The organism is Pseudozobellia thermophila (assembly GCF_900141855.1).
Taxonomy (GTDB): domain Bacteria; phylum Bacteroidota; class Bacteroidia; order Flavobacteriales; family Flavobacteriaceae; genus Pseudozobellia; species Pseudozobellia thermophila.
Map to the genome: position 1 here is coordinate 176,207 of NZ_FQYU01000005.1, position 25,500 is coordinate 201,706.

A 25,500-nucleotide genomic window follows, 5' to 3' on the forward strand; every position below is an offset into this window, starting at 1 on the left:
CCATGGAAGAATTTAAGGTACGGCCGGCGACGCTGTCGGATTTGGATACCCTCTTGGGCTTTGAGCAAGAGATCATAAGGGCCGAACGCCCCTTCGACCCCACGATACGGGAAGGTGAAATCAGCTATTATGACATTAAGGACTTGATCCTTAGCCAAGAGGCCGAGGTGTTGGTCGCCGAGGTCGACGGAAAGATAGTGGCCTCGGGCTATGCCAAAATCAAGCGCGCCAGGCATTATTTGGATCACGAGCGGTATTCCTACCTGGGTTTTATGTATACCGCCCCCGAATACCGGGGCAGGGGCTTGAACGGCAAAATCGTCGACGGCCTGCGCGAGTGGTCGTACAAAAGAGATATCAAGGAGGTACGGTTAACGGTTTACCAAGACAATATCGGGGCCATAAAGGCCTATGGCAAGGTGGGCTTCAAGAAACACCTTGTCGAAATGCGCTTGGTCGATGATCAAGGACAGGGATAAGGCCGTTGAATTACCATCTTAATCGTATTTTTGAACAAATTCATTTTTATGCATTTTGAAAATACCCTGAAGTTTGCGCGGTCATTGGATGCGGCCGATGCCCTGGCCAAGTACCGGGACGAGTTTCATTTTCCCCAGGTCAATGGCAGGCAGGTTATCTATTTTACAGGTAACTCATTGGGGCTGCAGCCCAAACGTACCCACGACTATATCGATGAGGTCATGGCCGATTGGGCCGACCTGGCCGTCGAAGGCCATTTTCACGCCAAAAGACCGTGGTGGGATTACCACGAACGCTTGGCCGCGCCCATGGCCAAGATCGTGGGGGCGAAGACCGAAGAGGTGTGTGCGATGAACACCCTTACGGTAAACCTGCACCTGCTGATGGTCACCTTTTACAGGCCTACCGATAAACGGTATAAGATCATTTGTGAGGAAAAGGCCTTTCCCTCCGACCAATATATGTTGCAAAGCCAGGTCAGGCACCATGGCCTCGATCCCGACGATGCCATTGTTGAGGTAAGGAAGAGGAAGGGCGAACACCATTGGCGCACCGAAGATGTCTTAAGGGCCATCGAGGAAACGGGAGATCAATTGGCCCTGGTGCTTATCGGTGGGGTTAACTACTACAACGGGCAGGTGTTCGATATGCCCGCCATTACCAAGGCGGGTAGGGAAGTGGGGGCCCAAGTGGGCTGGGACCTGGCCCATGCGGCCGGCAATATCGAATTGAGGCTCCACGACTGGGACGTCGACTTCGCCGCTTGGTGCAGTTATAAATACATGAACAGTGGCCCGGGCAATGCATCGGGAATCTTTGTGCACGAACGGCATTTGAACAAAAAGGGAATCAACCGTTTTGAAGGGTGGTGGGGTACCCAAAAGGAAACTAGGTTTTTGATGAAGCCCGAATTTGAACCGCCTGCATCGGCCGACGCCTGGCAGTTGAGCAATCCGCCCGTCCTGTCTTTGGCGCCTTATTTGGCTTCCTTGCAAATGTTCGATGAGGTGGGCATGGATGCGCTTATCGAAAAGCGAAAATCGATCGTGGCCTACCTCGAATATATTTTGGGCGAGATCGACAAGGAAACAAGCGGGTCTTTCGAAATTATCACCCCCAAGGACCGCGGCTGCCAGCTTTCGGTCTTTCTACATGGACAAGGGAAGCCACTGTTCGACTACTTGATGGAGCACGGGGTAATCGTCGATTGGAGGGAACCCAATGTAATCCGCCTGGCACCGGCCCCTTTTTATTGCTCTTATGAAGATATGTACCGGTTCGGGCAAATTTTAAAGCAGGGCATACGGGAACAGGCCAAGGCACGATAGGCAATGGCCGATAGAAAACCTTTTCGGGCATTATGCGTTTGGATTGGAGATGTCCTGTTTCCTCAATTTTTCTAAAGCGGCGCCTACCTCTTCCTTTAACCTGTCTTCGTCGATAGGCTTGCTTATAATATGCAGGGGCTGGGTTTTTTTGGCCTTTTCGAGGGTAGGCCGGTCTGAGTTGGCGGTGAGAAAGATAAAGGGGATGTTGTAGTTTTTCTTAATTGTATCGGCCAATTCTATACCGGTCATACTTCCCGATAGGCCAATGTCAAGAAAAATCATGTTCGGTCGATTGGTTTCGATAAACGATAGGGTGTCGTTGCCCGTATCGACCGAACCCAGTACACTGTGGCCCATGTTCGCCAAAGTTTCTTCCAAGAACATTTGTATGATAAAGTTGTCTTCCACTATTAAGATTTTTAGTTCCATATGGGCGGTTTAAGGTTTGGCTTTTTACGGATAAGAAGTGTCTTACAAAGGAAATGGCCCCCCCTGTTTTTAAGATATTTGTTCTATCTCCTTGAATGTTATGATATAATGTGTCCCTACTTTGCTATTGTCCTTTTCAATGTTGCCGCGCAATTGCAAAACGAGTTTATGGATCAATTTCAGCCCCAACGATTTGGTGTTTCTAAAATTGACGTTTGGCGGAAAACCGGAACCGTTATCGCCAATTTCAAGCCTGTACTTGTACGCCGACGAATCGATTTTATCGAGTTTAATGAATATGGTTCCATTTTCCGAGTCTTTAAAGCCGTATTTTAGCGAGTTGGTAATTATCTCGTTGATAATAAGTCCGAGCGGTATGGAGGTGTCGAGGTTCAGGTATATGTTGTCTACTTCGGTAATCAATTCGATTTTGCTTTTCTTGCCCCTCATAGATTGTATCAAGGTGCCTACCAATTCCTTAATATAGCCCCCGTAGTCTATTTTGCTCAGGTCTCCACTTCGGTAGAGCATCTCATGGACCATTCCCATCGAGTTGATCCGGTATTGGCTGTACCGAAAAAGCATTTTGATCGTTTCGTCTTTGATAAAGCTCGATTGAAGGCTCAAAAGGCTGGCGACTACCTGTAGGTTGTTTTTTACCCTATGGTGAATTTCCTTTATGAGGGTGTCCCTCTCTTTTAGGCGACTTTCAATACGCTCGTTCAATTTCGAAATTTTGATGTTCTTTCGGTTCATGGAGTACGTTATCACAAGTAGGATAAGTACCCCTGAAGACAGCAAAATTCCGGTCTCAACGGCTTCTTTCTTAAAATCCGCCAATTTCTGTTCTACGCCCGAAATATCCGCTTGGGTATAGAGGGTCCAAAACTGATCGCCGTCCAAGCTTATTTTTTTATAAAAAAACTCCTTATGGCCGTGGGCGCCTTCTTTGTCCAGGTCTTCCTTGAACTCGCCATAGAGCTCCCTCTTGTCGTCATAAAATACCTCGTTGTTGGCATTTAGCAATCCAACGTTTTTTCCTTTAAAGGTGTCGAACCAGTTCTTGATATCGAGGTTGAGCCCGATTATGCCAATTTTTTTGTCCTGAACATAGAGCGGGCTGAAAAAACGGACGGTGGGCCGATAGGGGACCTCTACTTTGCCGTTTTCAATGTTCAGGTCGAGTTGGGATACGTATATTTGGCCTTTGTCGATATTTAAGGCTTCCTTGAAATAGTATCGGTCACCTTTGTACTGCAACTTACCGGGGTCTGAAATATAAGTGGAATTGCCTATCAGTTGGGCCCTTGTAAGCTCATAACCGTTGGAATCGATTATACGGGCCTGAAAGTAATTGCCGTCGAGTTCTATAAAATTGCCCAGTTTTTTGGCGATCAGTTCAAGTTTGTCGCCGTTCTCGATTTCGAGCTGGACCATTTTTCTGATAACGGCTATGTTTTTTTTGCTGATTTCGTAGAGGCTTATGAACTGGTTCTCCGCCTCCTTGATCCTATTGTGGGCCTTTACTTCCTCAAGTTCATGCATATTGGCATTGAAGGTGCCGATGCGACGCACAATTGAAGACCAAATCAGGATATTGGTAACCAGAAATAGTATCAGGGAAAATAGTATGAGTTTAACATTGGTGAATTTCAATTTCATAAAGGCCGGGAAAGAGGGTATTTGTTCAAATTATTGCGAAGTAGGACGGGGAACCTATTATAGTATCATGGATTTAAAAATATTGCTTTTTTTTTTAAACGAACAGCATTTTGATGAAATATCTTACTTTATTAGGCAGTTTTTATTTTTAAGAGTGTAATTTTTTTTCGAATAGTATGGCTGCTTGCCGCCCTTCTGGTATTCAAAATGGATATCCTAATATACTATGGGTCGGACTGAACACAATGGGGTGGGGCCGTACTTGCATAAGCTTCCCTTTACATACTGTATGAGGCTTTCGCGTTTTTCAATTATATTCGTCCGTCAGTTAAGGGAAGCCCTATGAAATCATTATTGCTTATTCTGTCCAATGCCCGATATTTCGGACCCTCATGGGTCTTTGCGAGTATCAATATCCTATTTGGTACCTGGGCCATATACATACCTACGGTAAAGGAGCACTTAGGTATCGATAAATCGCAATTGGGCATTGCCATCTTTTTTTTGGCCCTGGGGGTTTTTACCGTTTTTCCCTTTGCGGCTGGAATTATCAACCGGATCGGGGTAGGGAAGGCCACCCGGGCGGGCGTGGTTTTAAGCTGTTTTGCGGCCCTGCTGCCCCTTTTGGCTCCCAATTACTACCTATTGGCCGGGTCTTTGTTCCTTTTTGGCGCCTGCAATGGTTTTACCGACATTTCAATGAATACCTTGGTCACCGAGATCGAGAAGGAGGACGGGCAAAAGTTTATGTCGGCCTCACACGGCTTTTTTAGTTTGGGGGGCGTCTTGGCAGGCTTGGGCAGTTTTTTGATCGGTCCTTTGGCCAACCCGCCCTTGCACATGGCCATAGCGGTGGCCCTGGTGCTTGGGGTGAACCTGGCATTTCACGGGCAGTACAAGGATGTGGTGGCCGCTCCTGCCGAAAAGGGGGGCTTTGGCCTAAAGGTGTTTGGCCCCTTACTCTTTCTGGGCCTCATTTCCTTCGTGGCCATGGGCAGCGAAGGGGCTATTGTCGATTGGAGCGGACTCTACCTAAAAGAGATCAGCTTGGCTCCCGAGATTTTATGGGGCGCGGGGTTTTTGGGTTTTCAGGTGACCATGACCATAGGGCGCTTTCTCGGCGACGGGATCAGTTCCAAGGTAGGCTCGATCAAAATGGTGGCCATGGCCTCGATCGTCGTGATGTTGGGCTATGTCTTGGTACTGACGACCCAAACGTATTTGGCCATATTGGGGTTTGCCCTGAGCGGATTGGGCTATTCGGTGATCGTACCCGAAGTATTCCGCATCGGCGGCAACGTAAAGGGCATAGAATCTGCCCAAGGGGTATCCTTTATCGCAGGTACCGGCTATGCGGGTTTTTTGGTGGCCCCTCCCGTTTTGGGCTTTATCGCCGATACCTCGTCCTTGTTTACCTGCTTTTCGGTATTGCTGTGCTGTGCCTTTTTGATACTGGGGTCGACCATCGCCTTGCAGCGAAAGGGCACGGGGGGCCTAAGGCCCTAGTCTTTGGTGCTTGCCTCGAGGCCGGTAAAGTAGAGTTTGAAACTGCCGTCCTTGTTTTTGTGCATTTGGGCGAGTTGTAGTCCGCCCATCTCGGTGTAATCTTCCCATGTGGTGATCATCGAGGGTTCCTCTTGGTTGGCCCTTCGAAAGACCCATTCTTGCACCTTTAAATCATCTTCAAAGTAAAAATCGTAGGCGTCTCCGGGCGTGTAGCCACCCTCCGCGTTATAGACTACGGTCAGTTTTTGCATGTTCTTTTTACTGAGGGGCGCTTCTACGTCAACGCTGTGTTTCGTTGAAATACTGTTTTTGTCCCAAAGAATATTGATGGGGGCCAACAACCAGTACTTGTCGTTGATAAAGTTTCCGTCGGCCTTGTACGCCAGGCTGTCGGTAATACGTGAGCGGTTATAGGTAATCGTGTCTTGTGCCGTTAGGGCCGTAACCTCGTTCGACTTGGGCTTCCATATCCAGCTCCGTTCAAAATGGGTGGTGTCGCGATCTACGTTAAAGGTGAACTTGAGTTCCTGCACCTTGTTCCAATTTCCATACCCATTGGCATAGGCGAGTTGTTCTAGAATGGGGAGTTCGTCTTCGGGAGCTGTCGTCTCCGGTTTCTTGGTTTCCTTGCAGGCAAGGGCAAAAAGGGAAAGAATGATCAGCGTGTAAAGAGGCTTTTTCATGGTACGGGTTTTTTTCAAAGATAATGGCTTTTGGTTCACGGGAAGTGAATATGGGCAAATTCTCGTCGAACAACAGGCCGAAGCCGGGACGGTTTTGCCGTTATCCGATCCTGCCGCTTTTTTTTTATGGGGCGGTCACATATTGAAGCACCCCGTTTTCTTTTAAATAAATTGCTTAATTTTGAACGCATCAAAATAGATAAAATGAGTTCTAAAAAAGGAAAAGTACAAGAAGCGATAGACGAGAAATTACTGGAGGAAAGAAAAGTGTTTCTTTGGGGCATGGTCGATGATGATTCTGCCAAGCACGTGATCGATCGTTTGTTGTACTTGGATATGCAAAACGACAAAGAGATCCAATTGTTCATCAACAGTCCGGGCGGTTATGTGACCTCCGGATTCGCCATGTACGACACCATAAAATCCTTAAAGAGTCCTGTATCCACTATTTGCACGGGACTTGCCGCTTCAATGGGCTCTATTCTCCTTTCCGTTGGGAAGAAGGGTAGAAGGTTCATCCAGCCCCATGCCCAGGTCATGATCCATCAGCCTAGTGGCGGGGCACGTGGGCAGGCGTCGAATATCGAGATCCAGGCCAAGGAGATTATCAAGACCAAGGAGCTGAGCGCACGCATCTTGGCCGAAAACTGTGGTCAGGATTACGAAAAGGTCTTGAAGGATTTCGATAGGGATTATTGGATGAATGCCGAGGAATCGGTCGAATACGGAATTGTGGACGGTATCTTGGACTAAGGGTCCATACCGTTCCAATTAAAAAAGTCCTTCGTAAACTGATTTATGAAGGACTTTTTTTGGATATATATAGACGCTTGCGCGGAATATTTATATGGTATTTACGTTTAAGACGCAGGGAGTGGATGTACCGAATGCGTTAAAAAAATATTAAATCCACTGGCAGGTCATGCCCGCTTCCTGCCTTAAAGCGACAGGGGGGGCACACTTCCGCCTGTATGGTTTCGTATCGTTCTGTAAATCAAAAAAAATGAGGTGGTTAGGTGCCCCTGAACCCTTGTGGCCCATGGACCGGAGCCAAGGGGCGGGGATTGGGAATACGGGCTATTGCACCCAATTTTACCGTAAACATTCGTTTTTAGTCCTATATTTGTTTGATTTGCTTGATTTCTGAAGCAAGCACGACTTTTTTAGACCTAAAAAACGGGTGCCTCGTTCATACAGATTTCGAGCCATTAACAGGAGTACTATTTTTTGCCTTTTATAAAAGTAAGGGCGTCATTTCTTATCTATGATTCAAAATCCGAAGAACATTGCCATTATTGGCTCGGGGCTTGTAGGTTCCCTATTGGCCATCTACCTTAAAAAATTAGGACACACCATAACCGTATTTGATCGAAGACCCGATATCAGGAATATTACGTTCTCGGGGCGGTCGATCAATCTGGCCATGAGCAATAGGGGCTGGAAGGCCCTGAGGGAAGTGGGTATTGAGGATGAGGTGCGAAATTTGGCCATCCCCTTGGATAAACGGGCCATGCACGTAATCGGCAAACCCTTGTATTTTCAGAAGTACGGAAAGGAAGGGGAGGCCATTTGGTCGATTTCACGGGGGGTGCTGAACAAGCGCATGATCGATTTGGCCGAAGGGGCCGGCGTTACCTTTCGCTTTGAGGAAAAGGTATGGGACGTCAGCTTGCCCGAAGCCAAACTGTACACAGGGCAATCGGAAAAGAGCGAGTGGAAGGAGTACGATTACGACATTATTTTTGGCTGCGATGGTGCCTTTTCGCGGGTAAGGCACAAAATGCAGCGCCGCAGCCGGTTTGATTACTCGCAAGACTTTATCGATGTTGGGTACAAGGAACTTTCGATTCCCCCGAACCCCGACGGCAGCCATAAACTGGACAAGCATTCGTTCCATATTTGGCCCCGGGGCAATTTTATGCTGATAGCCATGCCCAATTTGGACGGTAGTTTCACCTGTACGCTCTTTCTGCCCTTCGAGGGGGAAGTCTCCTTTGAGCGGTTGAAGACCGAAGCCGATGCCAAGGCCTTTTTTGAGACCTACTTCCCGAATGTAATGCAGGTTATCGACGACCTTCTGGTCGACTTTTTCAAAAACCCGACAAGTGCCATGGTAACGATGAAATGCTATCCATGGACGTATTGGAACAAGGTGGCCCTGGTTGGCGATTCGGCCCATGCCGTGGTCCCCTTTTACGGACAGGGTATGAATGCCGGCTTCGAGGATATCTATGTGCTCAACCAATTGATTCATGCCTATGGGGATGATTGGGAGCGTATTTTTCAAGAATACCAAAAGGAGAGAAAGCCGAATGCCGATGCCATAGCCGAATTGAGCTACCGCAATTTTGTGGAAATGAGCAGCAAGACCGCAGATCCCCGCTTTTTGCTACAGAAAAAGATAGAAAAGCGCTTTGCGGCCAAACATCCCGAAAAATGGATTCCCGTCTACAGTAGGGTGACCTTCTCCGATCGTCCTTATGCCGAAGCCTTGGCGGCAGGCGATACCCAGGAGAGAATTATGCGGGAGGTACTGAAAATGCCAGATATCGAAAGGAAATGGGACAGCGAGGAAGTCGAACGTAAAATATTGTCGCTCCTTTAGTTTTGGGGGCGGTTATTGGATCAAAGCGTTTATGCCGTCATCAATAAAAAAAGCCGTTCAATTAAGTGAACGGCTTTTTTTATCGGGTGAAAGATTGTTATAGCTTGGCAAACAATTTTTGCATCTTTTCCTGTTCTTCTTCCGCTAATACAGGGTCTACCAAAATTCGACCGCTGTGTTCGTCGGTAATGATTTTCTTTCGCGAGGCTATTTCAACCTGTACCTGCGGCGGAATGGTAAAAAACGAACCTCCTGAGGCGCCCCTTTCAATCGGTACGACGGCAAGACCGTTCTTAACATTGTTACGGATGCGGCTATAGGCCTTTACCAAACGCTCTTCGATCTCACTTCGGTACTTTTCCGATTGCTCCAACAAGGCCTGTTCTTCCTTTTCCGTCTCGGCCAAAATGGCATCAAGTTCTCCTTTTTTGTGCTTTAAATGCGCTTCACGCTCGCTCAATCGTTCCTTGGTTTCGGCAATGACCACCTTTTTCTGTTCGATCTGTGCCTTGAACTCCTTAATGTTCTTTTCGGCCAATTGAATTTCAAGTTCCTGAAACTCAAGTTCCTTGCTTATTGAGTTGAATTCCCTGCTGTTGCGAACGTTCTTTTGCTGCTCACTGTATTTTTTTATCAGGGCCTTGGCCTCTTCGATCAAGTTTTTCTTGGCGCCGATTTCAAAATTAATGGTCTCCACATCGGTCTTTAACTTATCGATCCTTGTTTTGAGTCCAAGAACCTCATCTTCCAAATCCTCAACTTCCAGTGGCAGTTCCCCTCGAACGTTTCGTATTTCGTCCACCCTTGAATCGATCAATTGAAGGTCGTACAATGCCCTAAGTTTTTGTTCTACCGAAGCGTCTTCTTTTTTTGCCATAAATTTTTATAAATACTTGATGGGATTGGTTTTGCTTTCCGATAAACGGATTGCAAAATTAGGAATTTTTTTTGTAAGATAGTCAACTAAAAGATTTTTTGTAAACTGTTCGGTTTCATAGTGTCCTATATCGGCGATAAGCATCTTGTTTTCGGCTTTGTAAAATTCGTGGTACTTGATGTCGGCGCTTATGAAAACGTCGGCCCCGGCGGCTTTGGCCGCTTCTATGGCAAAGGCCCCACTGCCCCCGAGAACGGCTACTTTTTCAACGGGTTTGCCGAGTAGGGGCGAATGCCTGACCACGGGGGCGTTCATCTTCCTTTTGACCGTTTTGAGAAAGTCGATCTCGTTCGCCGGTTCTTTTAGACTGCCTATCATTCCCATGCCAATATGGCGATCGGTATTGTTGGTGGTGTATATCTCATAGGCCACCTCTTCATAGGGGTGTGCCTCTAGAAGGGCCCTGACTACCTTGGCCTCGCGCACCTTTGGGAAAACTACGTTTACCTGCACCTCTTTCTCGTAGTGTATCCGGCCGATTTCCCCTTTGGTGGGGTTGGCTTTGGCGCCTGCCTTGTAGCTGCCGGTTCCTTCGGTACTGAAAGAACAGTCGCTGTACTGGCCAATGCTGCCCGCCCCGGCGGCAAAAAGGGCGGTTTTCAGCTCTTTCTCACTTTCGAGGGGGACGTATGTGACGAGTTTTTTGAGCGCCCCTTGCTTGGGGATGAGGATACGGGTATCGGTAAGGCCCAATACCTCGCAAATCTTGCCGTTTACGCCTTCGGGGACGTTGTCCAAGGCGGTGTGCATACTGTAGATGGCAATGCCGTGGCGAATGGCCTTGGTCACTACGCGCTCCACATAGGTAGCGCCCGTTATTTTCTTTAGTCCCCCGAAAATGATCGGGTGAAAACTGACGATGAGGTTGCAGTCGTTAGCGATGGCCTCGTCCACTACGTTTTCGAGGGTGTCCAAGGTCACCAAAATACCGGTTACCTTGGCACCGGCATCTCCGACCAATAGTCCGACATTGTCAAAATCCTCGGCATGGCCCAAGGGGGCCAGCTCTTCCAAAATGGTGGTAACTTCTTTTACGGTCATAGCGGTTTTTATGCTGTCTAAAGATAAAATATTATAATTTCGCCTTAATGCAAATACTCAGAAAATTACTTTATCCGGTTTCCTTGGTCTATGGCCTGGTCGTTCGTTTGCGCAATTATTTGTACGACATCGGTTTTCTTAAATCGCGATCATTCAAGACCCCGACGGTCTGTGTCGGTAACCTAAGCGTGGGGGGTACCGGAAAAACCCCTATGATCGAATTTTTGATCGCAAATTTACGGCACGACTTCGATATTGCCGTTTTGAGCAGGGGCTACAGAAGAAAATCAAAGGGCTTTCTCCTGGCCGACGGCACGGGCACGGCGCTGACTCTGGGCGATGAGCCCTTTCAGGTGTACAGCAAGTTTCGCGATATAACGGTCGCTGTGGATGCCGACCGGCAAAACGGCATCTCGATCCTGGAAAAGGAGGTCGGGCCCGATTTGATCTTGCTCGATGACGCCTTTCAACACAGAAAGGTAAAATGCAGTTTTTACCTCCTTCTTACGGCCTTTGATAAGCTGTATGTCGATGATACCTACCTGCCTACCGGAAACCTTCGCGATTCAAGAAAGGAGGCCGATAGGGCCGATATCATCGTAGTGACAAAGTGCCCATCTTCGTTGAGTGAAGGTGAACGGGACCGTATTGCCCGTAAGCTTGGGCCCAAGGCCCACCAAGAAGTCTTGTTCAGCTTTTTGTCGTACGACGAAACCATCGCGGGGCCCGACGGCCCCTGCTCCCTTGACGACCTCAGGGACAGGAAGGTCACCTTGGTAACGGGTATTGCCGAGCCCAGTCCTTTGGTAGGCTACCTCAGGGGACAAGGACTGGCCTTTGAGCACTTGGCGTATAAGGACCATCATTTCTTTTCGACCGGTGAGTTGGACGAGCTTGGAAAGAAGGATGTGGTGCTGACCACCGAAAAAGACTATGTTCGGTTAAAGGACAGTCTGCCAGGGCTTTATCGCATTGCCGTAAAACATGTTTTTTATGACCAAAGTGAAGGCAGGTTGTTGCGGGCGCTCAAGGATATCAGGTGACCGAACTCTTCAAATTTTTGTTGTCGAAGATATTTTCGCCGATTTTTTTATAAAAGACTTCCGGCTTAAAGGGTTTGGTGATTACATCGTTGCAACCCGCCGCATAAAAACTTTCCAAACTGTCGTCCAATGAGATGGCGGTCAGGGCGACGATGGGGGTAACCTTGTCGAATTTGCGAATTTCGATGGTCGCTTCCTCGCCCCCGATCCCCGGCATATGGATATCCATTAATATGGCGTCGTATTTGTTTTCGCGGGCCTTGTCTATGGCTTCGCCACCGTTGTTGGCGATATCGCTGGTAATCTCCTTTTTGGTAAGCATTTTTTTGGTGATCACCTGATTGATCTTGTTGTCTTCGACAATCAGGATATGAAGGCCTTTGAGGTCGAAGTCTTTTTCCGATATTTCGAAGGAAACATCGTCGACGAGGGCGTCTTTGGCTTTTACGTCCAATTCAAAAAAGAAGGAACTGCCCTTGCCCAGCTCGCTCTCCAGTTGGATCTTGCTGTTGAAAAGGCCCAATAGGCTTTTGACGATGGTTAGGCCCAGACCCGTACCTCCGTATTCGCGATTAATTTGAATGGAGCCCTGTTCGAACCCTTCAAAAATATTTTCTTGCTGGTCTTTTGAAATGCCGATACCGTTGTCTTTGACCTCAAAGAAGAGCCTTAGGTTGTCTTCCTTTTGCTCCAAAAGTTTCGCGATTACGGTCACTGTCCCGTTTTTGGTAAACTTAAGGGCGTTGCCCACCAGGTTCATGAATATCTGCGATAATTTCATGGGGTCGCTCATCAGGTTGGCCGGAATATCCTCGTCGTAATCCAAGATGATCTCGGTGTTGTTGGCCTGGGCGCTTTGCTGGAGCGAGTCGATAACCTCCTGCAACACCTTTTTAAGGTTGAACTCAACGTTCATCGGTTCAAGCTTGTCGGCATCGATCTTGTTGATCTGGAGTATGTCGTTAATGAAGTTCAGTAGATAGTCGCCCGAGAACTTTAGGGCCTTTAGGTGTTCCTTCTGGTTCTCGCTCGGGTTTTCCTCGAGCAAGAGGTGGGTGAGTCCCGTCACCGCGTACAAGGGGGTACGCAGTTCGTGGCTTACCGTCGACAAAAAGTTGGTCTTGGCCTCCATGGCGGTTACGGCAGCGTCCCTGGCCGCCTTGAGTTCGTTGTTCTTGGTCTGTAGAAGGTCGTTGGTCTTTAACTTGATCTGGTTGTTTCGGAACAGCGATACCGCCAATAAGGTAATTATGATCAATAGGGCCGAGGTGAGTATGGCCGCAATGTCGGATTGGTTCTTCGATTCGTTAAGTTCCTCGATTTTTTGTTCCTGCCTCCTGATTTCGTCGCTCATAAAGTCGAACTGGATTTTTTCGGCGGTCTTGGTTTCCGTCTTCATTTTGGCTATGTTGAAGAGGGAGTCCCTGATATGGAGTAGGTTTTTGTTGTGTGCCAACGAATTGTCGTATTGCCCCAATTCTTCATAGACCTTGGTAAGCATTTCATTGGCTTCCCAAATTTCCTTGGAGAAGGCATTTTTCTCGGCGAGTTTTAGGGCATTCTGGGCATTGTTCGTACTTTCCTCCAATTTGCCGGTTTCCATATTCAGCCGGGCAAGGCCCAAATATGCCTTGGTCGCCAGGTAGTCGCTTTCGTAAACGTCGGTATTTACGATGAGCGAATTAAAGTTTTTGGCGGCACTTTCATATTTTTCGAGGTTCATATAAATATTCCCTTCCACCAAGAGGACATTATTGAAGAAGTTGCGGTCGTTGTTGAGTTGCTTGGCCTCGTTAAGGAGGAAAATGGCCTGAAAATTCTTTCCGTCCCTGAACAGCAGAATGGCCTCGATATATTTTTGCATGGCATCGCCATAGGGGTATTCGATTTCCTTGAGCAGGGCCTTGGCCCTATCCCAGAAAAAATAGGTGGTCTCTTCCTTGTTGAGTTTCAGGTAGACCAAGGCGTGTTCCTGATAGCTGTCGATCAGGGCTTTGACGTCTTCGTTGGCCTCGGCAGCCTTGGAGGCCTTTTCAAGCTCTTCCAAGGCCAGGTCGGTATGGTTTTGGTTGCTCAGGAGCCTGGCCCTTTCGAAATGGGTCTTCGGATCCAAAAGCTCGACCGTATCCTGGACCTGGAACGCAGCATCCTGGGCGGTATTCCTCTGCAAGGTGAGGAAAACCACAACTACCAGTAATAATCGATATGCCGCTATATGTCTAAAATCGAATTTCAAATGTGTTTTTTATGTCTCAATAATTTGATCAAATCCACAATTCTACTACTATAGCCGGTTTCGTTATCGTACCAACCGATTATTTTTACCATTTTGCCTATTACGGACGTCATCCCTGAATCAAACGTACAAGAGTAATAACTATTGCTTATATCGATCGATACTATGGGATATTCGGTGTATAAAATTATGTTTTTCAATTGATTGAGCGAATATTTTCTAAAAGTAGTGTTAACTTCATCGATCGTGGTCTCTTTCCTAACATTGAAAGTGATGTCGGTCAATGACCCGTTCGGGACGGGTACGCGAATACCGCAACCGCCTATTACATGGGCCAAGTGGGGGAAGATTTTTGTGAGGGCCTTTGCCGCTCCCGTAGTGGTGGGTATGATCGATTGTGCCGCCGCACGGGCCCTTCTAAGGTCGTGGTGCGGTTGATCGTGCAGGCTTTGGTCGCTGGTGTACGAATGTACGGTCGTGATATAGGCCTGTTCGATACCACAGAGTTCGTCGATTACCTTGATCATGGGCGCCGCGTTGTTGGTGGTGCACGACGCATTTGAGATAATATCGTCGGATGCCTTAAGGGTATGGTCGTTGACCCCCAAGACCACCATGGGAAGGCTGTCGTCTGCGGGAGGTGCGGAAAGTATCACTTTTTTAGCCCCGTTTTTGAGGTGATGTTCCAAAATGTCGCGGGTCTTGAACTTGCCCGAACATTCGACCACGATGTCAACTTCGTCGGCCGACCAATCGATGCTTTCCGGGGAATGGTGGTTGGTCAGCCGTATTTTTTGCCCATCGACGATAATTTCGGCGGGACCGTGGTCTATGCCGGCGTCAAAAATCCCGTGGATGCTATCGAATTTCAGCAGGTGCGACAGGGTTCTGGCATCGGCCAAGTCGTTTATGGCCACGACCTGCAATTCGGGCTGATCGTGGAGTAATCGGAACAGGGTGCGACCTATTCGACCGAATCCGTTGATTCCTATTTTTGTCGTTTTCATTGGATTTTCGGGAGGAAGGTTTCTCCTATTCGGGTTGAAATTTTTTTAGTCAATGTGCTTATGGGCTTTATACGACGATCGTACCAATGCCCCGCTCTCAACATGCCTAAAACCCAGTTTAAGGCCGATTTCCTCGTATTTTTTAAATTGTTCGGGACGGATGAACTCCTTGACCGGCAAGTGTTTCTTCGATGGCTGTAGGTATTGGCCTATGGTAACCACATCGACCTTGGCCCTTCTCAGGTCCTCCATCGTTTCGATAACTTCTTCCTCAAGCTCGCCAAGGCCCAGCATGATACCTGATTTGGTACGATTGGCGCCACTTCGTTTGAGGTAGTCAAGTACTTCAAGACTTCGGTCGTATTTGGCCTGAATGCGCACCTCTCGGGTGAGCCTCTTTACGGTTTCCATATTGTGGCTAATTACTTCCGGGGCGACTGCAACGATACGGTCCAAGTGCCTTTCTATCCCCTGGAAGTCGGGAATCAAGGTCTCCAAGGTCGTGTTCGGGTTCATACGGCGGATGGCCTTTACCGTTTCCGCCCAGATGATCGATCCCATATCCTTTAGATCATCGCGGTCTACGGAGGTGATCACCGCATGTTTTATGCCCATGATCTTGATCGACCGGGCCACTTTTTCGGGTTCGGCCCAATCAACCGTAGAGGGGCGCCCGGTCTTTACACCGCAGAAACCACAGGAACGGGTGCATACGTTGCCCAATATCATAAAGGTGGCGGTACCTTCGCCCCAGCATTCGCCCATGTTCGGGCAACTGCCTGAGGTACAGATGGTATGTAGGTCGTATTTGTCTACCAATCCCCTTAACTGGGTATATTTTTTACCTGTAGGCAGCTTGACCCTAAGCCATTTGGGTTTGCCTTTTGGGGGTGCTACACTAGCTACGGTGTCTGTGCTCATACGATATAATTTGATACAAATATACGAAACTAATAAGGGTTTTGGCCTAATCTGACAGTGGGGCGCATTTGTTTTGGCCTGGTTGCGGACCGGGAGCTTTGCTACCTTTTTTTGCCCCTGATGTCTTGGGCCAGCAGTTTTTTTGCCCGGAGAAGTTTTACCTTGACGTTGTTGATCGGCTCGTTGAGCTCTTCGGCGATATCGGCATAACTCAATTCCTTGAAGTACCTCAGGTTGATCACTTCTTGGTAGTGCGGCTTTAATTTTTTGATGTGCATAAGCAAATTGGCCAAATTTTGCTCTGTGATCAAGACGTCTTCCGCAGAAGGGGCGTTGTCGAGAACCTTCTTTACCGACTCTTGGTTTTCGCCGGTTTCAAGGCTTTTTTTTCTTTTTCTGATAAGGTCTACGTGTATGTTCTTCGAAATGGCGATAAGCCAGGTCTTGAACTCGTATTTGGGGTCGTAGGTGTCGAGTTTGTCGAAGGCCTTCGAAAAGGTCTGTATGGTAATGTCTTCGGCATCGTTCTCGTTTTCGGTGCGTTTGAGCTGAAACCCGTAGACCCCGTTCCAGAATTTGTCCAACAAATTACTATAGGCGATCTGGCTACCCGCGAGAGCTTTTTTTATTGTGGCTTGGGTATCGTCGGCTGATGCCAAGGCAGGGGGAGGTTTAGGGGTTAAGGGGTCTGCAGTTCCGACCTTGATTCGTTTCTACAATCTTGTTCGTCCGGCAATTTCCCGCACATGCTACAGGCTTGCCCGTCTTTGTTGAGAAAGGGGCTCTGGCTCGCACAGGTACCGGCAAACTTGCCATCTTTTTTCGACCATATCTTAATGGCTATCCCGGCGAAAGCCAAGGCCAACAGGCCTACGGTCAGTAAAACCAATTTCATAATTCGAATATTTGGTACAAAGATACAAAATAAGCCCCGAAACAAAAGTTACGGGGCCTGGATATAAATGCTGTTTTAAGAGAACTTTAGTATGCGATATTCGCTACGATGTTTTCGACCGTTGGCGTCTTGTTGCCTCCTTTGGGCTCAATGGTTATATAGCTTACCGCCTTGTCGGCATAAGGCAGGGCCAAGAGCTTCTCTTGGCTGTCGGCCTCGTGGATGATCCCTAAATTGACCATCTTTCCGTTTACTTCGGCCCACATTTGATAACATTGGTCTTCAGGAAGGTTGGGCAGTTTGCTCACGTTGATGTACGACAGCTTTTTTACCGGGTTGATATAGGCAACGGCCTTTAGTTCCTTGGCTTTCTTGTTCCCCTTTACGGTGACCTTTTTCGTCTGGGGACTTTGAAGGACGATGAATTGGTTGCGCACATCCTCCAGTTGTTCGCGCATGGTCTCCTCCAAATTGTCGATTTTACTGTTGACCATGGCGTTTTCTTCCTGTAGGTTTTGGTTCTGGTCCCAATAAAAGAAATTGGCGCCCCAGGAAACCAGGACGGCGATACTGGCGGCGATCGCCAACCTGTAATACTTTTTGCGGCCTACGTGTTCCTTGCCGATACGGGTGATGATTTTTTCCTTTAGCTCATCGGGGGCCTTTATCGCGTACATTTTGGCGTAGGCCTCAAGGTTTTCCTGCAACTCGTTATAGGTATCGCGAACTTCGGGATACATCGCTATGTAGCGCTCGGCCTGTAGGGCCTCTTCTTCGGTACAGGTGCCGATCAGGTACTTTTCCAGTACGTCTGAATCTAAAAAGTCTTTTATTTTTTCTTTCATGATGTTTAAGGTATCAAGTTGATCGATAAAACCATAAGTAGGGCTGGGCCATATATCTTTCTGAGTTCCCTAAGTCCGATTTTTAATCGCGACTTTATCGTACCCAAGGGAATATCCAGTTCATCGCTTGCCTCCTGTTGGGTCATCCCCTGAAAAAAGAGGGCATCCAATACAATCTGGTACTTCGGTTCTATCTTGTCTAGATTTTCACGGACGTCCATAAACTCTGGTCTGGTGGTATCGACGCCTAAATTATATACGTCTGAAACATCTATTTGGATTTCTTTGTCGGTTTTCGTACTTACGCTTCTAAGTTTATCGATCGCGGTGTTTCTGGTTATACGAAACAACCAAGTGAAAAGTTTGGCCTTCGAGGCATCGTATGAGTCCGATTTTTTCCAGATCTTGACAAAGCTTTCCTGTAGAACGTCTTGGGCAAGCTCTTCGTCACGCACCACTTTGTTGGCCACTCCTAAGAGGGTATCTGCATAGTGTTCGTACAAGAGGGAAATGGCTTTTTCATTACGCTCTTGTAGCAGTTCAACAATGTGTTTCTCTAATAAGGTGCTCATATATTTTAGCAGGTCTCAAAAAAAAATTGATATAGGGGCATCCATTTGGGTAATTTAGACCGTATATGTAAAAACGCTAATTTATAAAATTGATTGTTATATAGGCGTTTTGTAAAAATTTTAATGTAAAAATGTGCACTTGGTAACTGCGCATTTTATTTTTGGTTAGTTTGGTTTGGTATAACCCCTGGTGATTTTCACTGGGGGTTATTTTATTATGTTTACCTCCGGTACGATCTGAATATCAAAGGATTGTCTTACTTTTTCCATGATCGTTTTGGCCAGTTCGAGAATTTCGTTTCCGCTCGCTTTGCCGTAATTGACAAGTACCAGGGCCTGGTTTTTATGGATTCCGGCATCCCCGTAGCGTTTGCCCTTGAATCCGCATTGTTCGATCAGCCAACCTGCCGGAATTTTGTAGGCATCGTCCGAAATTTTGTAAAAAGGGGCCTTGGGATGGTCTTTGGCGAATTGTTTGAACTTCCCGGCATCGATGATCGGGTTTTTGAAAAAACTGCCGCTATTTCCCAATTCGGACGGATCGGGTAGTTTTTCGCGGCGAATGGCTATAACTGCCCTTGAAATATCCTTTATCGTGGGATCGCTTACCCCCAGTTCCCTGAGTTTGGCCTCGATGGCGCCATAAGAGGTGTTCTTTTTGTGGTCTTTCTTTGTAAGTTGCAAGGTAACCGAGGTAATGATGTACTTTCCCTTTCCTTGGTTCTTGAAATAGGAATCGCGGTAACCGAAGCGACAGGCTTCCTTTGAAAAGGTCTTTAGCTCTTGGTTGCCGACATCCATGGCTTCGCAACTTACGAAGCTGTCCTTTAGCTCGACCCCGTAGGCCCCGATATTTTGAATGGGGGCCGTGCCCGTATTGCCCGGAATCAGCGACATGTTCTCCAGGCCGCCGTATCCCTGGTCCAGGGTCCAAAGTACCATTTGGTGCCAATTTTCACCGGCCATTATTTTTAGGGTCACCTGGGCCTCGTCTTCCGCCATCACTTCGATACCCTTTATGTTCATGTACAGCACCAGGGCGTCGATGTCTTGGGTGATAAGCATGTTGCTGCCCCCACTGATCACAAATTTTCTGGGGTGTAGGTCGAGTCGCAAGGCGGTCCGGAGGTCGTCTATACTTTTGATTTCACAGAAATACCGGGCCTTGGCCTCAATGCCGAAGGTATTATAAGGTTGTAGGGATATGTCTTCTTGTACTTCCATCAACCTTTATAACTCTTTAAGGCCTCCTTTAGTATTTTTACCGCTCTTTTAAGGCTTTCTTTTTCGAGTACATATGCGATCCGTATCTGGTTTTTGCCCAGGCCGGGGCTGGCATAAAAGCCTCCTGCAGGGGCGACCATTACGGTCTCGCCGTCAAGGCTGTATTCTTTGAGGAGCCATTGGGCAAAATGGTCGGCGTCTTCTATGGGCAATTCGACGATACAGTAAAAGGCACCTTGGGGCCTGCCTATTTTAACACCGTCTATTTTTTCAAGTTCCGCTATTAGCAGGTCTCTTCGGCCCACGTATTCCTTTTTCACCTCGTCGAAATACTGCTGTGGGGTGTCGAGGGCGGCCTCGCTCGCAATCTGGGCATAGGTAGGGGGCGATAGGCGGGCCTGTGCGAATTTTAAGGCCGTTTGGATCACTTCCTTGTTCCGGGTCACCAGGCATCCGATACGCGCACCGCACATGCTGTACCGTTTGGATACGGAGTCGATCATGATCGCATGCGCCTCTAGGCCTTCCTCCCGTAAAATGGAATGGTGCTCGCACCCGTCATAGGTGAATTCCCTGTAGACCTCATCGGCCACCAGAAAGAGATCGTGCTTTTTGGCCATGGCGGCCAACTTTTTTATTTCTTCCTCGGTGTATAGGTATCCCGTTGGGTTGCCGGGGTTGCAGATAAGAATGGCCTTCGTTTTTGGGGTGATCAGCTTTTCGAACTCCTCGATGGGGGGCAGGGCAAAATTGTTGTCGATATGCGATGTAACCGGTACCACGTTCACCCCGACGGCCGTTGCAAAGCCATTGTAATTGGCGTAAAAGGGTTCGGGTATGATGATCTCGTCGCCGTGGTCGGCTATGCTGCCCATGGCAAAGCTCAAGGCTTCGGAGCCCCCTGTGGTAACGATAATATCGGCCGCATCGATATGGATGTCGTTTTTGGCGTAATAACCCGATAGCTTTTTCCTGTAGGTGTCGGAGCCCTCGGTACGGGAGTATTCCAATACTTCCAGGTCGTTGTTCTTCACCGCATCCAGGGCGACCTTTGGGGTTTTGATGTCGGGCTGACCAATGTTCAGGTGAATGACCTTCTTTCCCTTTCTCTTGGCTTCTTCGGCAAACGGGACAAGTTTTCTGATCGGCGATGCAGGCATTGACCGCCCTTTTTCGGACACTGATGGCATAAATTCAAATTTTAGCACAAAAATGCTAAAACCTATTCGATAAAACTAGTTTCCCGACCTACATTTAATTTCTAGGCGTTTTGTTAATTTTTGTGGTAGTTATTTGGATAAATCGTAACTTAAAGGAGGGTAAATTGTTAACTTGATGAGGTATGGATCGAAAAATCCATCATATCGTCATTCTTTTTGTTTTGGTGCCGTTTCTTTGCGCTGCACAAGGCTTTGCCATAAAAGGAGGGCGCAAGGTCCAAAAGCTTAAATTTGAATTGATCAACAACCTAATGGTCGTTCCCGTCGAGGTCAACGGTACGGAACTGTACTTTCTTCTCGATTCTGGGGTGGGCAGCCCCATTCTTTTCAATATCTCCGATAAGGATTCCCTTCAAATAAACAATGTTTCCGAGATCACGATCCGCGGATTGGGCAAGGGGCAGCCGATCAAGGCCCTGAGCTCAGCGGGCAATACCTTTCGTATAAGGAATATCGAGAACACCGAACAGAAGCTGTTCGTGGTAATGGACAAGAGCATTAACCTCTCGCCTTCCTTGGGCGTTCCCATTCACGGAATTATGGGCTACGACCTTTTCCGCGATTTTGTGGTAGAGGTCAATTACGCAAGAAAAAAAATTATATTCCACGATCCCGAAAGCTATAGGTACCGTGTTGGGGCAAGAGCGGAAACCCTGCCCCTGGCCATTCGGAACAAAAAGGCCTATGTGGACGGGGGGCTTAATTTGGACGGGAAGGAAGAGCTGCCGGTCAGGTTGTTGGTCGATACCGGGAGTAGCGATGCCCTTTGGTTGTTTGAAGACGATAGGATAAAGGTTCCCGATTCGCACTATGAAGTGTTCTTGGGAAAAGGGCTCAATGGCGATATTTATGGCAAACGCACCAAGGTAAGTGGTTTTAAGATCGGTGGTTTTGCGTTTGAGGAGGCCAAGGCCGCTTTCCCCGATAGGGAGTCTTTCGGCTTTATACGAAATTTTGGTTCCCGTAACGGCAGCATTGGCGGAGAGGTGCTCAAGCGTTTCAACGTCATCTTCGACTACGGGCGGCATAAGATTACCCTGCAAAAGAACCTCAATTTTAACAAGCCCTTCCATTACAACCTGAGCGGATTGAACCTTCGGCACAACGGTATGCGCTATATTGCCGAAAGTATTGCCGATTCGAGGGGGGTGGTGAACGATCCCAAAAAGAGCTTCGGCAATGTGCAGCTTATGTTCGAGAACCGGACGCGTCTTAGCCTGGTTCCCGAAATCGTGATCTCGGGCATACGTGCCGGTAGTCCCGCCCATGAGGCCGGGTTACGGGAGGGCGATATCATATTGGCCGTAAACGGTAAAAAAGTGCATCGGTACAAACTTCAGGAAGTGATCCAAATGCTCAACGAAAAGGAGGGCAAGCGCATAAAGCTCAGGGTGGGGCGCTATAATTCAGACCTGCTCTTCACCTTTGTGCTCAAAAGCATGTTAAAATAAAAAGACCCCGATTTAGGTATCGGGGTCTCTTGGTATATGGTGTCTGTGAAGTAAGCTACCTTCCTTCGGCCGCTTTTACCTCACCTTTTATTTTTAAAACCTTGGTAGGTGTATCCGCATTCGAAATAACGGTAATGGCCTTTCGTATCGGACCCACCCTGTTGGTGTCGTATTTTACCTGAATCTGACCTGTCTTGCCCGGCATGATAGGTTCTTCGGGTTTTTTGGGTATGGTGCAGCCACAGCTTGAGCTAACCTTGCTTATGATCAAAGGTGCCTCGCCGGTATTTGTAAACTCGAATACCCGTACACCATCGGAACCCTTCTCGATTTCACCGTAATCAACGGTTTCGGTCTTAAATTCAATTTTGGCGGCCTTTTCCTGTGCTTGAAGGGTCAAGCCCATGAGGCCCACAAATAATACAAGTACTATTTTTTTCATGTTTTTAAGTTTAGGGAATCTCAAAAGTAAATCTTTTCAGATACACCTCCAAAATTCTTTTGTTATCTGTTAACGTTACTTATTTTTGTTTCGTATTTAAAAAGTGGCAATTTTGCCAAAATTTGTTAACCACGAAACTTCTTTGTTCGGGTCTTTGATTGATAGACCGACACCGTTAAAACAAAAACTGTTCCAAACTATGGATATCCCTTCAAAATACGACTCGCGAAAGGCGGAGAACCATTGGTATGATTACTGGCTAAAGCACGATTATTTTTCGTCGCGACCTGATGAAAGGGAGCCCTATACCATTGTAATTCCCCCGCCGAACGTTACCGGTGTACTGCACATGGGGCATATGTTGAACAATACCCTGCAGGATGTATTGATACGCCGCGCCCGTTTGATGGGCAAGAACGCTTGCTGGGTACCCGGAATGGACCATGCTTCGATAGCCACGGAGGCAAAAGTGGTGGCCAAACTTAAGGAAAACGGTATAGAAAAAAGCGACCTGAGCCGCGAGGAGTTCCTGAAGCACGCTTGGGACTGGACCAACGAGTACGGCGGGGTAATCTTGGAGCAATTAAAGAAATTGGGGTGCTCCTGCGATTGGGGCAGGACCAAGTTCACCATGGACGACGATATGTACAAATCGGTCATAAAGGTCTTCGTCGACCTGTACAACAAGGGCTTGATCTACCGGGGGTACAGAATGGTCAATTGGGACCCCGAGGCCCTCACTACCTTGTCGGACGAAGAAGTGGTATACGAAGAGAGGCAGGGGCTGTTGTACTACCTCTCGTACCCCATCGAAGGTTCGGACGAGCGGGTGACCATTGCCACTACACGCCCCGAAACCATTTTGGGCGATACGGCTATCTGTATCAACCCCAACGACGAACGCTATAGGCATTTAAGGGGCAAAAAGGCCATCGTACCTATCTGCAACCGCGTTATACCGATCATTGAAGACGAATACGTTGATGTCGAATTCGGAACGGGGTGTCTAAAAATAACCCCGGCCCACGATATAAACGACAAGGCCCTTGGTGAAAAGCACAACCTCGATACCATCGATATTTTCAATGCCGATGCCACTTTAAATTCCTTTGGACTGCACTACGAGGGCAAAGACCGTTTCGTCGTCAGAAAGGAGATCTCAAAAGAATTGGAAGAAAAGGGGTTTTTGGTCAAAAAGGAGAACTACGTAAACAAGGTAGGTACTTCCGAACGTACGAAGGCCGTTATCGAACCCAGGCTTAGCGAACAGTGGTTCCTCAAAATGGACGAACTTGTCAAACCCGCCCTAAAGGCAGTCCTCGAAACCGGTGAAGTACGGTTTTTTCCGAAAAAATTCGAGAATACCTACCGTCATTGGATGGAAAACATCAGGGATTGGAACATTTCGCGGCAACTGTGGTGGGGCCAGCAAATACCGGCCTACTATTTCGGTGATGGGCAAGACGATTTTGTGGTCGCGGAAACGGCCGATGAAGCACTGAAACTTGCCCGCGAGAAATCGGGGAACGGCCAATTGGCACTTGAAGACCTGCGCCAAGATGAAGATGCCTTGGATACCTGGTTCTCTTCATGGCTATGGCCTATAAGTGTGTTTAACGGTATTTTGGAGCCCGACAACGAGGAGATCAATTATTATTACCCCACCAGTGACCTGGTAACGGGGCCCGACATCATTTTCTTCTGGGTGGCGCGAATGATCATATCGGGCTATGAATACCGCAACGAACGCCCTTTCAAAAACGTTTATTTCACCGGTTTGGTTAGGGATAAGCAACGTAGAAAAATGTCGAAATCGTTGGGGAACTCCCCCGATGCCCTAAAACTGATAGAGACCTACGGCGCCGACGGGGTGCGCGTGGGCCTTTTGTTGAGTTCGGCTGCCGGAAACGATCTGATGTTCGACGAAGACCTCTGCCAACAGGGCAAAAATTTCGCCAATAAGATCTGGAACGGATTCAGGTTGCTGAAAGGATGGGAGGTAAAAGACCTGCCCCAGCCCGAGGCCTCGAAACTGGGAATCGAATGGTATTCCGCCAAGTTCAACCGAACGTTAACCGAGATAGAGGACCATTTTAGCAAGTACCGGATCTCCGATGCCCTTATGGCCATTTATAAACTGGTTTGGGACGATTACAGTTCATGGTTGCTCGAGATCATCAAGCCCGAATACCAAAAACCTATCGATAGGGCCACCTACGATAGCGTAATCGATCTGTTCGAGAAAAACCTGAAGCTGTTGCATCCGTTTATGCCCTTTCTTACCGAAGAAGTTTGGCAGCACATAACGGAGCGTTCGCCCGAAGATGCCCTGGTGGTGTCGAGTTGGCCCGTTGCCCAGGAGGTGGACGAAGATTTGATTCGCGCTTTTGACTTTGCTTCGGAAGTCGTTTCCGGGGTACGGAATATCAGGAAGGAAAAAAACATCCCGATGAAGGAGGCGCTTCAACTGTCGGTACTGAACGAGGAAAAGATAGCTTCCGACTGGGATGTCGTAATCAAAAAACTGACCCATCTTTCAGAAATCGACTATGTGGATGCACCTGTCGACGGGGCCCTGTCCTTTAGGGTAAAGAGCAACGAATACTTTGTTCCTATGGGCGGCGCGATCGATGTGGAGGCCGAGATCAAGAAACTTCAGGAAGAACTGAAGTATACCAAAGGCTTTTTGCAGTCCGTACTCAAAAAACTCTCCAACGAGCGCTTCGTGAACAATGCGCCCGAGAAGGTGATTGCCAACGAAAGGAAAAAACAGGCCGACGCCGAGGCAAAAATAGAGACCTTGGAAAAAAGTTTGGCGAGCTTGGGCTAGACTTTCAGGTCCAACCATAAATCGGCCGGGTATTCCTCTTCTTGGATGCCCGGCCGTTTCGCTTTATCGGGACGAGGGTACTTTTTGGGGCCAATGCCGTAGAAATCTTCCTTGTTGTTTTTAAAAACCGGTTTTCCTATTTA

Annotated in this window: 23 protein-coding genes; 8 read left to right on the forward strand and 15 right to left on the reverse strand. The window is 47.9% G+C overall.

The features are described 5' to 3' along the window. The first annotated feature begins 2 nt into the window (after positions 1–2). Both BUB37_RS14050 and kynU read left to right on the forward strand, forming a co-directional pair. A complete protein-coding gene (locus BUB37_RS14050; protein WP_072994451.1) occupies positions 3–479 on the forward strand; it encodes a GNAT family N-acetyltransferase in 477 nt (158 codons plus the stop codon). Between the two features lie 48 nt (positions 480–527). After that, positions 528–1,808, forward strand: coding sequence for a kynureninase (kynU, locus tag BUB37_RS14055; RefSeq protein ID WP_072994452.1), 1,281 nt, complete (start codon positions 528–530; stop codon positions 1,806–1,808). 30 nt (positions 1,809–1,838) lie between these two features. Here the strand turns inward: kynU and BUB37_RS14060 are convergent, their stop codons facing one another. Beyond that, entirely contained in the window at positions 1,839–2,237 is a 399-nt protein-coding gene (locus tag BUB37_RS14060) for a response regulator (RefSeq protein ID WP_072994453.1), read from the reverse strand. A gap of 69 nt (positions 2,238–2,306) precedes the next feature. Continuing rightward, positions 2,307–3,899 carry a sensor histidine kinase gene (locus BUB37_RS14065; protein WP_072994454.1) on the reverse strand — a complete coding sequence of 531 codons (1,593 nt, stop codon included), beginning with the start codon at positions 3,897–3,899 and terminating at the stop codon, positions 2,307–2,309. Between the two features lie 342 nt (positions 3,900–4,241). Between BUB37_RS14065 and BUB37_RS14070 the strand changes: the two genes are divergently transcribed. Then, positions 4,242–5,405, forward strand: a complete 1,164-nt coding sequence (locus tag BUB37_RS14070; RefSeq protein WP_072994455.1) for an MFS transporter — start codon at positions 4,242–4,244, stop codon at positions 5,403–5,405. Here BUB37_RS14070 and BUB37_RS14075 read toward each other — a convergent pair. After that, on the reverse strand, positions 5,402–6,088 hold the full coding sequence (locus BUB37_RS14075) for a hypothetical protein (RefSeq protein ID WP_072994456.1): 687 nt from the start codon (positions 6,086–6,088) through the stop codon (positions 5,402–5,404). The genes BUB37_RS14070 and BUB37_RS14075 overlap by 4 nt on opposite strands. Before the next feature lie 204 nt (positions 6,089–6,292). Here BUB37_RS14075 and BUB37_RS14080 point away from each other — a divergent pair, with 204 nt between their 5' ends. Together BUB37_RS14080 and BUB37_RS14085 are read left to right on the forward strand one after the other, a co-directional pair. Further along, positions 6,293–6,841, forward strand: coding sequence for a ClpP family protease (locus BUB37_RS14080; protein ID WP_072994457.1), 549 nt, complete (start codon positions 6,293–6,295; stop codon positions 6,839–6,841). A gap of 511 nt (positions 6,842–7,352) precedes the next feature. Further along, positions 7,353–8,693, forward strand: a complete 1,341-nt coding sequence (locus BUB37_RS14085; protein WP_072994458.1) for an FAD-dependent oxidoreductase — start codon at positions 7,353–7,355, stop codon at positions 8,691–8,693. A 97-nt stretch (positions 8,694–8,790) separates the two neighbouring features. Here the strand turns inward: BUB37_RS14085 and BUB37_RS14090 are convergent, their stop codons facing one another. Together BUB37_RS14090 and BUB37_RS14095 are read right to left on the reverse strand one after the other, a co-directional pair. Further along, the gene (locus BUB37_RS14090) at positions 8,791–9,570 is read right to left on the reverse strand and encodes a zinc ribbon domain-containing protein (protein WP_072994459.1); all 780 of its coding nucleotides are present in this window, start codon (positions 9,568–9,570) and stop codon (positions 8,791–8,793) included. Positions 9,571–9,576: 6 nt separating this feature from the next. Beyond that, positions 9,577–10,671, reverse strand: a complete 1,095-nt coding sequence (locus BUB37_RS14095) for a Nif3-like dinuclear metal center hexameric protein (RefSeq protein WP_072994460.1) — start codon at positions 10,669–10,671, stop codon at positions 9,577–9,579. 47 nt (positions 10,672–10,718) lie between these two features. Between BUB37_RS14095 and lpxK the strand changes: the two genes are divergently transcribed. After that, positions 10,719–11,714 carry a tetraacyldisaccharide 4'-kinase gene (gene lpxK / locus BUB37_RS14100; protein WP_072994461.1) on the forward strand — a complete coding sequence of 332 codons (996 nt, stop codon included), beginning with the start codon at positions 10,719–10,721 and terminating at the stop codon, positions 11,712–11,714. On the opposite strand, the gene BUB37_RS14105 is transcribed toward lpxK, so the two are convergent. The 9 genes from BUB37_RS14105 to BUB37_RS14145 form a co-directional block, all read right to left on the reverse strand. Continuing rightward, positions 11,707–13,950: an ATP-binding protein gene (locus BUB37_RS14105; RefSeq protein ID WP_072994462.1), complete on the reverse strand. Its 2,244-nt coding sequence runs from the start codon at positions 13,948–13,950 to the stop codon at positions 11,707–11,709. The genes lpxK and BUB37_RS14105 overlap by 8 nt on opposite strands. Beyond that, on the reverse strand, positions 13,947–14,957 hold the full coding sequence (gene gap, locus BUB37_RS14110) for a type I glyceraldehyde-3-phosphate dehydrogenase (RefSeq protein WP_072994463.1): 1,011 nt from the start codon (positions 14,955–14,957) through the stop codon (positions 13,947–13,949). The genes BUB37_RS14105 and gap overlap by 4 nt, the downstream gene beginning before the upstream one ends. A 45-nt stretch (positions 14,958–15,002) precedes the next feature. Beyond that, positions 15,003–15,878 (reverse strand): lipoyl synthase, encoded by an 876-nt coding sequence (lipA, locus tag BUB37_RS14115; protein ID WP_072994464.1) that lies wholly within the window; start codon positions 15,876–15,878, stop codon positions 15,003–15,005. Between the two features lie 101 nt (positions 15,879–15,979). Further along, the gene (locus tag BUB37_RS14120; RefSeq protein WP_072994465.1) at positions 15,980–16,537 is read right to left on the reverse strand and encodes an RNA polymerase sigma factor; all 558 of its coding nucleotides are present in this window, start codon (positions 16,535–16,537) and stop codon (positions 15,980–15,982) included. A gap of 20 nt (positions 16,538–16,557) precedes the next feature. Further along, positions 16,558–16,773 (reverse strand): membrane or secreted protein, encoded by a 216-nt coding sequence (locus BUB37_RS14125; protein WP_072994466.1) that lies wholly within the window; start codon positions 16,771–16,773, stop codon positions 16,558–16,560. Between the two features lie 86 nt (positions 16,774–16,859). Then, on the reverse strand, positions 16,860–17,618 hold the full coding sequence (locus BUB37_RS14130; RefSeq protein ID WP_072994467.1) for an anti-sigma factor: 759 nt from the start codon (positions 17,616–17,618) through the stop codon (positions 16,860–16,862). A gap of 5 nt (positions 17,619–17,623) precedes the next feature. After that, positions 17,624–18,190, reverse strand: coding sequence for an RNA polymerase sigma factor (locus BUB37_RS14135; protein ID WP_072994468.1), 567 nt, complete (start codon positions 18,188–18,190; stop codon positions 17,624–17,626). A gap of 207 nt (positions 18,191–18,397) precedes the next feature. Beyond that, the gene (gene murB / locus BUB37_RS14140; RefSeq protein WP_072994469.1) at positions 18,398–19,414 is read right to left on the reverse strand and encodes a UDP-N-acetylmuramate dehydrogenase; all 1,017 of its coding nucleotides are present in this window, start codon (positions 19,412–19,414) and stop codon (positions 18,398–18,400) included. Beyond that, positions 19,414–20,604 (reverse strand): pyridoxal phosphate-dependent aminotransferase, encoded by a 1,191-nt coding sequence (locus BUB37_RS14145; protein ID WP_072994470.1) that lies wholly within the window; start codon positions 20,602–20,604, stop codon positions 19,414–19,416. Before BUB37_RS14145 ends, murB begins: the two co-directional genes overlap by 1 nt. A gap of 152 nt (positions 20,605–20,756) precedes the next feature. Here BUB37_RS14145 and BUB37_RS14150 point away from each other — a divergent pair, with 152 nt between their 5' ends. Beyond that, positions 20,757–22,085, forward strand: coding sequence for an aspartyl protease family protein (locus BUB37_RS14150; protein WP_072994471.1), 1,329 nt, complete (start codon positions 20,757–20,759; stop codon positions 22,083–22,085). A gap of 55 nt (positions 22,086–22,140) precedes the next feature. On the opposite strand, the gene BUB37_RS14155 is transcribed toward BUB37_RS14150, so the two are convergent. Then, the gene (locus tag BUB37_RS14155) at positions 22,141–22,527 is read right to left on the reverse strand and encodes a DUF1573 domain-containing protein (protein WP_072994472.1); all 387 of its coding nucleotides are present in this window, start codon (positions 22,525–22,527) and stop codon (positions 22,141–22,143) included. A 199-nt stretch (positions 22,528–22,726) separates the two neighbouring features. Between BUB37_RS14155 and BUB37_RS14160 the strand changes: the two genes are divergently transcribed. Beyond that, on the forward strand, positions 22,727–25,357 hold the full coding sequence (locus tag BUB37_RS14160) for a valine--tRNA ligase (RefSeq protein WP_072994473.1): 2,631 nt from the start codon (positions 22,727–22,729) through the stop codon (positions 25,355–25,357). The last annotated feature ends 143 nt before the right edge of the window (positions 25,358–25,500 follow it).

Excerpts from the sequence above, each read along its gene's own strand:
- BUB37_RS14050 (WP_072994451.1), top strand. The coding sequence starts at position 3 with ATGGAAGAATTTAAGGTACGGCCGGCGACGCTGTCGGATTTGGATACC.
- kynU (WP_072994452.1), top strand. The coding sequence starts at position 528 with ATGCATTTTGAAAATACCCTGAAGTTTGCGCGGTCATTGGATGCGGCC.
- BUB37_RS14060 (WP_072994453.1), bottom strand. The coding sequence starts at position 2,237 with ATGGAACTAAAAATCTTAATAGTGGAAGACAACTTTATCATACAAATG.
- BUB37_RS14065 (WP_072994454.1), bottom strand. The coding sequence starts at position 3,899 with ATGAAATTGAAATTCACCAATGTTAAACTCATACTATTTTCCCTGATA.
- BUB37_RS14070 (WP_072994455.1), top strand. The coding sequence starts at position 4,242 with ATGAAATCATTATTGCTTATTCTGTCCAATGCCCGATATTTCGGACCC.
- BUB37_RS14075 (WP_072994456.1), bottom strand. The coding sequence starts at position 6,088 with ATGAAAAAGCCTCTTTACACGCTGATCATTCTTTCCCTTTTTGCCCTT.
- BUB37_RS14080 (WP_072994457.1), top strand. The coding sequence starts at position 6,293 with ATGAGTTCTAAAAAAGGAAAAGTACAAGAAGCGATAGACGAGAAATTA.
- BUB37_RS14085 (WP_072994458.1), top strand. The coding sequence starts at position 7,353 with ATGATTCAAAATCCGAAGAACATTGCCATTATTGGCTCGGGGCTTGTA.
- BUB37_RS14090 (WP_072994459.1), bottom strand. The coding sequence starts at position 9,570 with ATGGCAAAAAAAGAAGACGCTTCGGTAGAACAAAAACTTAGGGCATTG.
- BUB37_RS14095 (WP_072994460.1), bottom strand. The coding sequence starts at position 10,671 with ATGACCGTAAAAGAAGTTACCACCATTTTGGAAGAGCTGGCCCCCTTG.
- lpxK (WP_072994461.1), top strand. The coding sequence starts at position 10,719 with ATGCAAATACTCAGAAAATTACTTTATCCGGTTTCCTTGGTCTATGGC.
- gap (WP_072994463.1), bottom strand. The coding sequence starts at position 14,957 with ATGAAAACGACAAAAATAGGAATCAACGGATTCGGTCGAATAGGTCGC.
- lipA (WP_072994464.1), bottom strand. The coding sequence starts at position 15,878 with ATGAGCACAGACACCGTAGCTAGTGTAGCACCCCCAAAAGGCAAACCC.
- BUB37_RS14125 (WP_072994466.1), bottom strand. The coding sequence starts at position 16,773 with ATGAAATTGGTTTTACTGACCGTAGGCCTGTTGGCCTTGGCTTTCGCC.
- BUB37_RS14130 (WP_072994467.1), bottom strand. The coding sequence starts at position 17,618 with ATGAAAGAAAAAATAAAAGACTTTTTAGATTCAGACGTACTGGAAAAG.
- BUB37_RS14135 (WP_072994468.1), bottom strand. The coding sequence starts at position 18,190 with ATGAGCACCTTATTAGAGAAACACATTGTTGAACTGCTACAAGAGCGT.
- murB (WP_072994469.1), bottom strand. The coding sequence starts at position 19,414 with ATGGAAGTACAAGAAGACATATCCCTACAACCTTATAATACCTTCGGC.
- BUB37_RS14145 (WP_072994470.1), bottom strand. The coding sequence starts at position 20,604 with ATGCCATCAGTGTCCGAAAAAGGGCGGTCAATGCCTGCATCGCCGATC.
- BUB37_RS14150 (WP_072994471.1), top strand. The coding sequence starts at position 20,757 with ATGGATCGAAAAATCCATCATATCGTCATTCTTTTTGTTTTGGTGCCG.
- BUB37_RS14155 (WP_072994472.1), bottom strand. The coding sequence starts at position 22,527 with ATGAAAAAAATAGTACTTGTATTATTTGTGGGCCTCATGGGCTTGACC.
- BUB37_RS14160 (WP_072994473.1), top strand. The coding sequence starts at position 22,727 with ATGGATATCCCTTCAAAATACGACTCGCGAAAGGCGGAGAACCATTGG.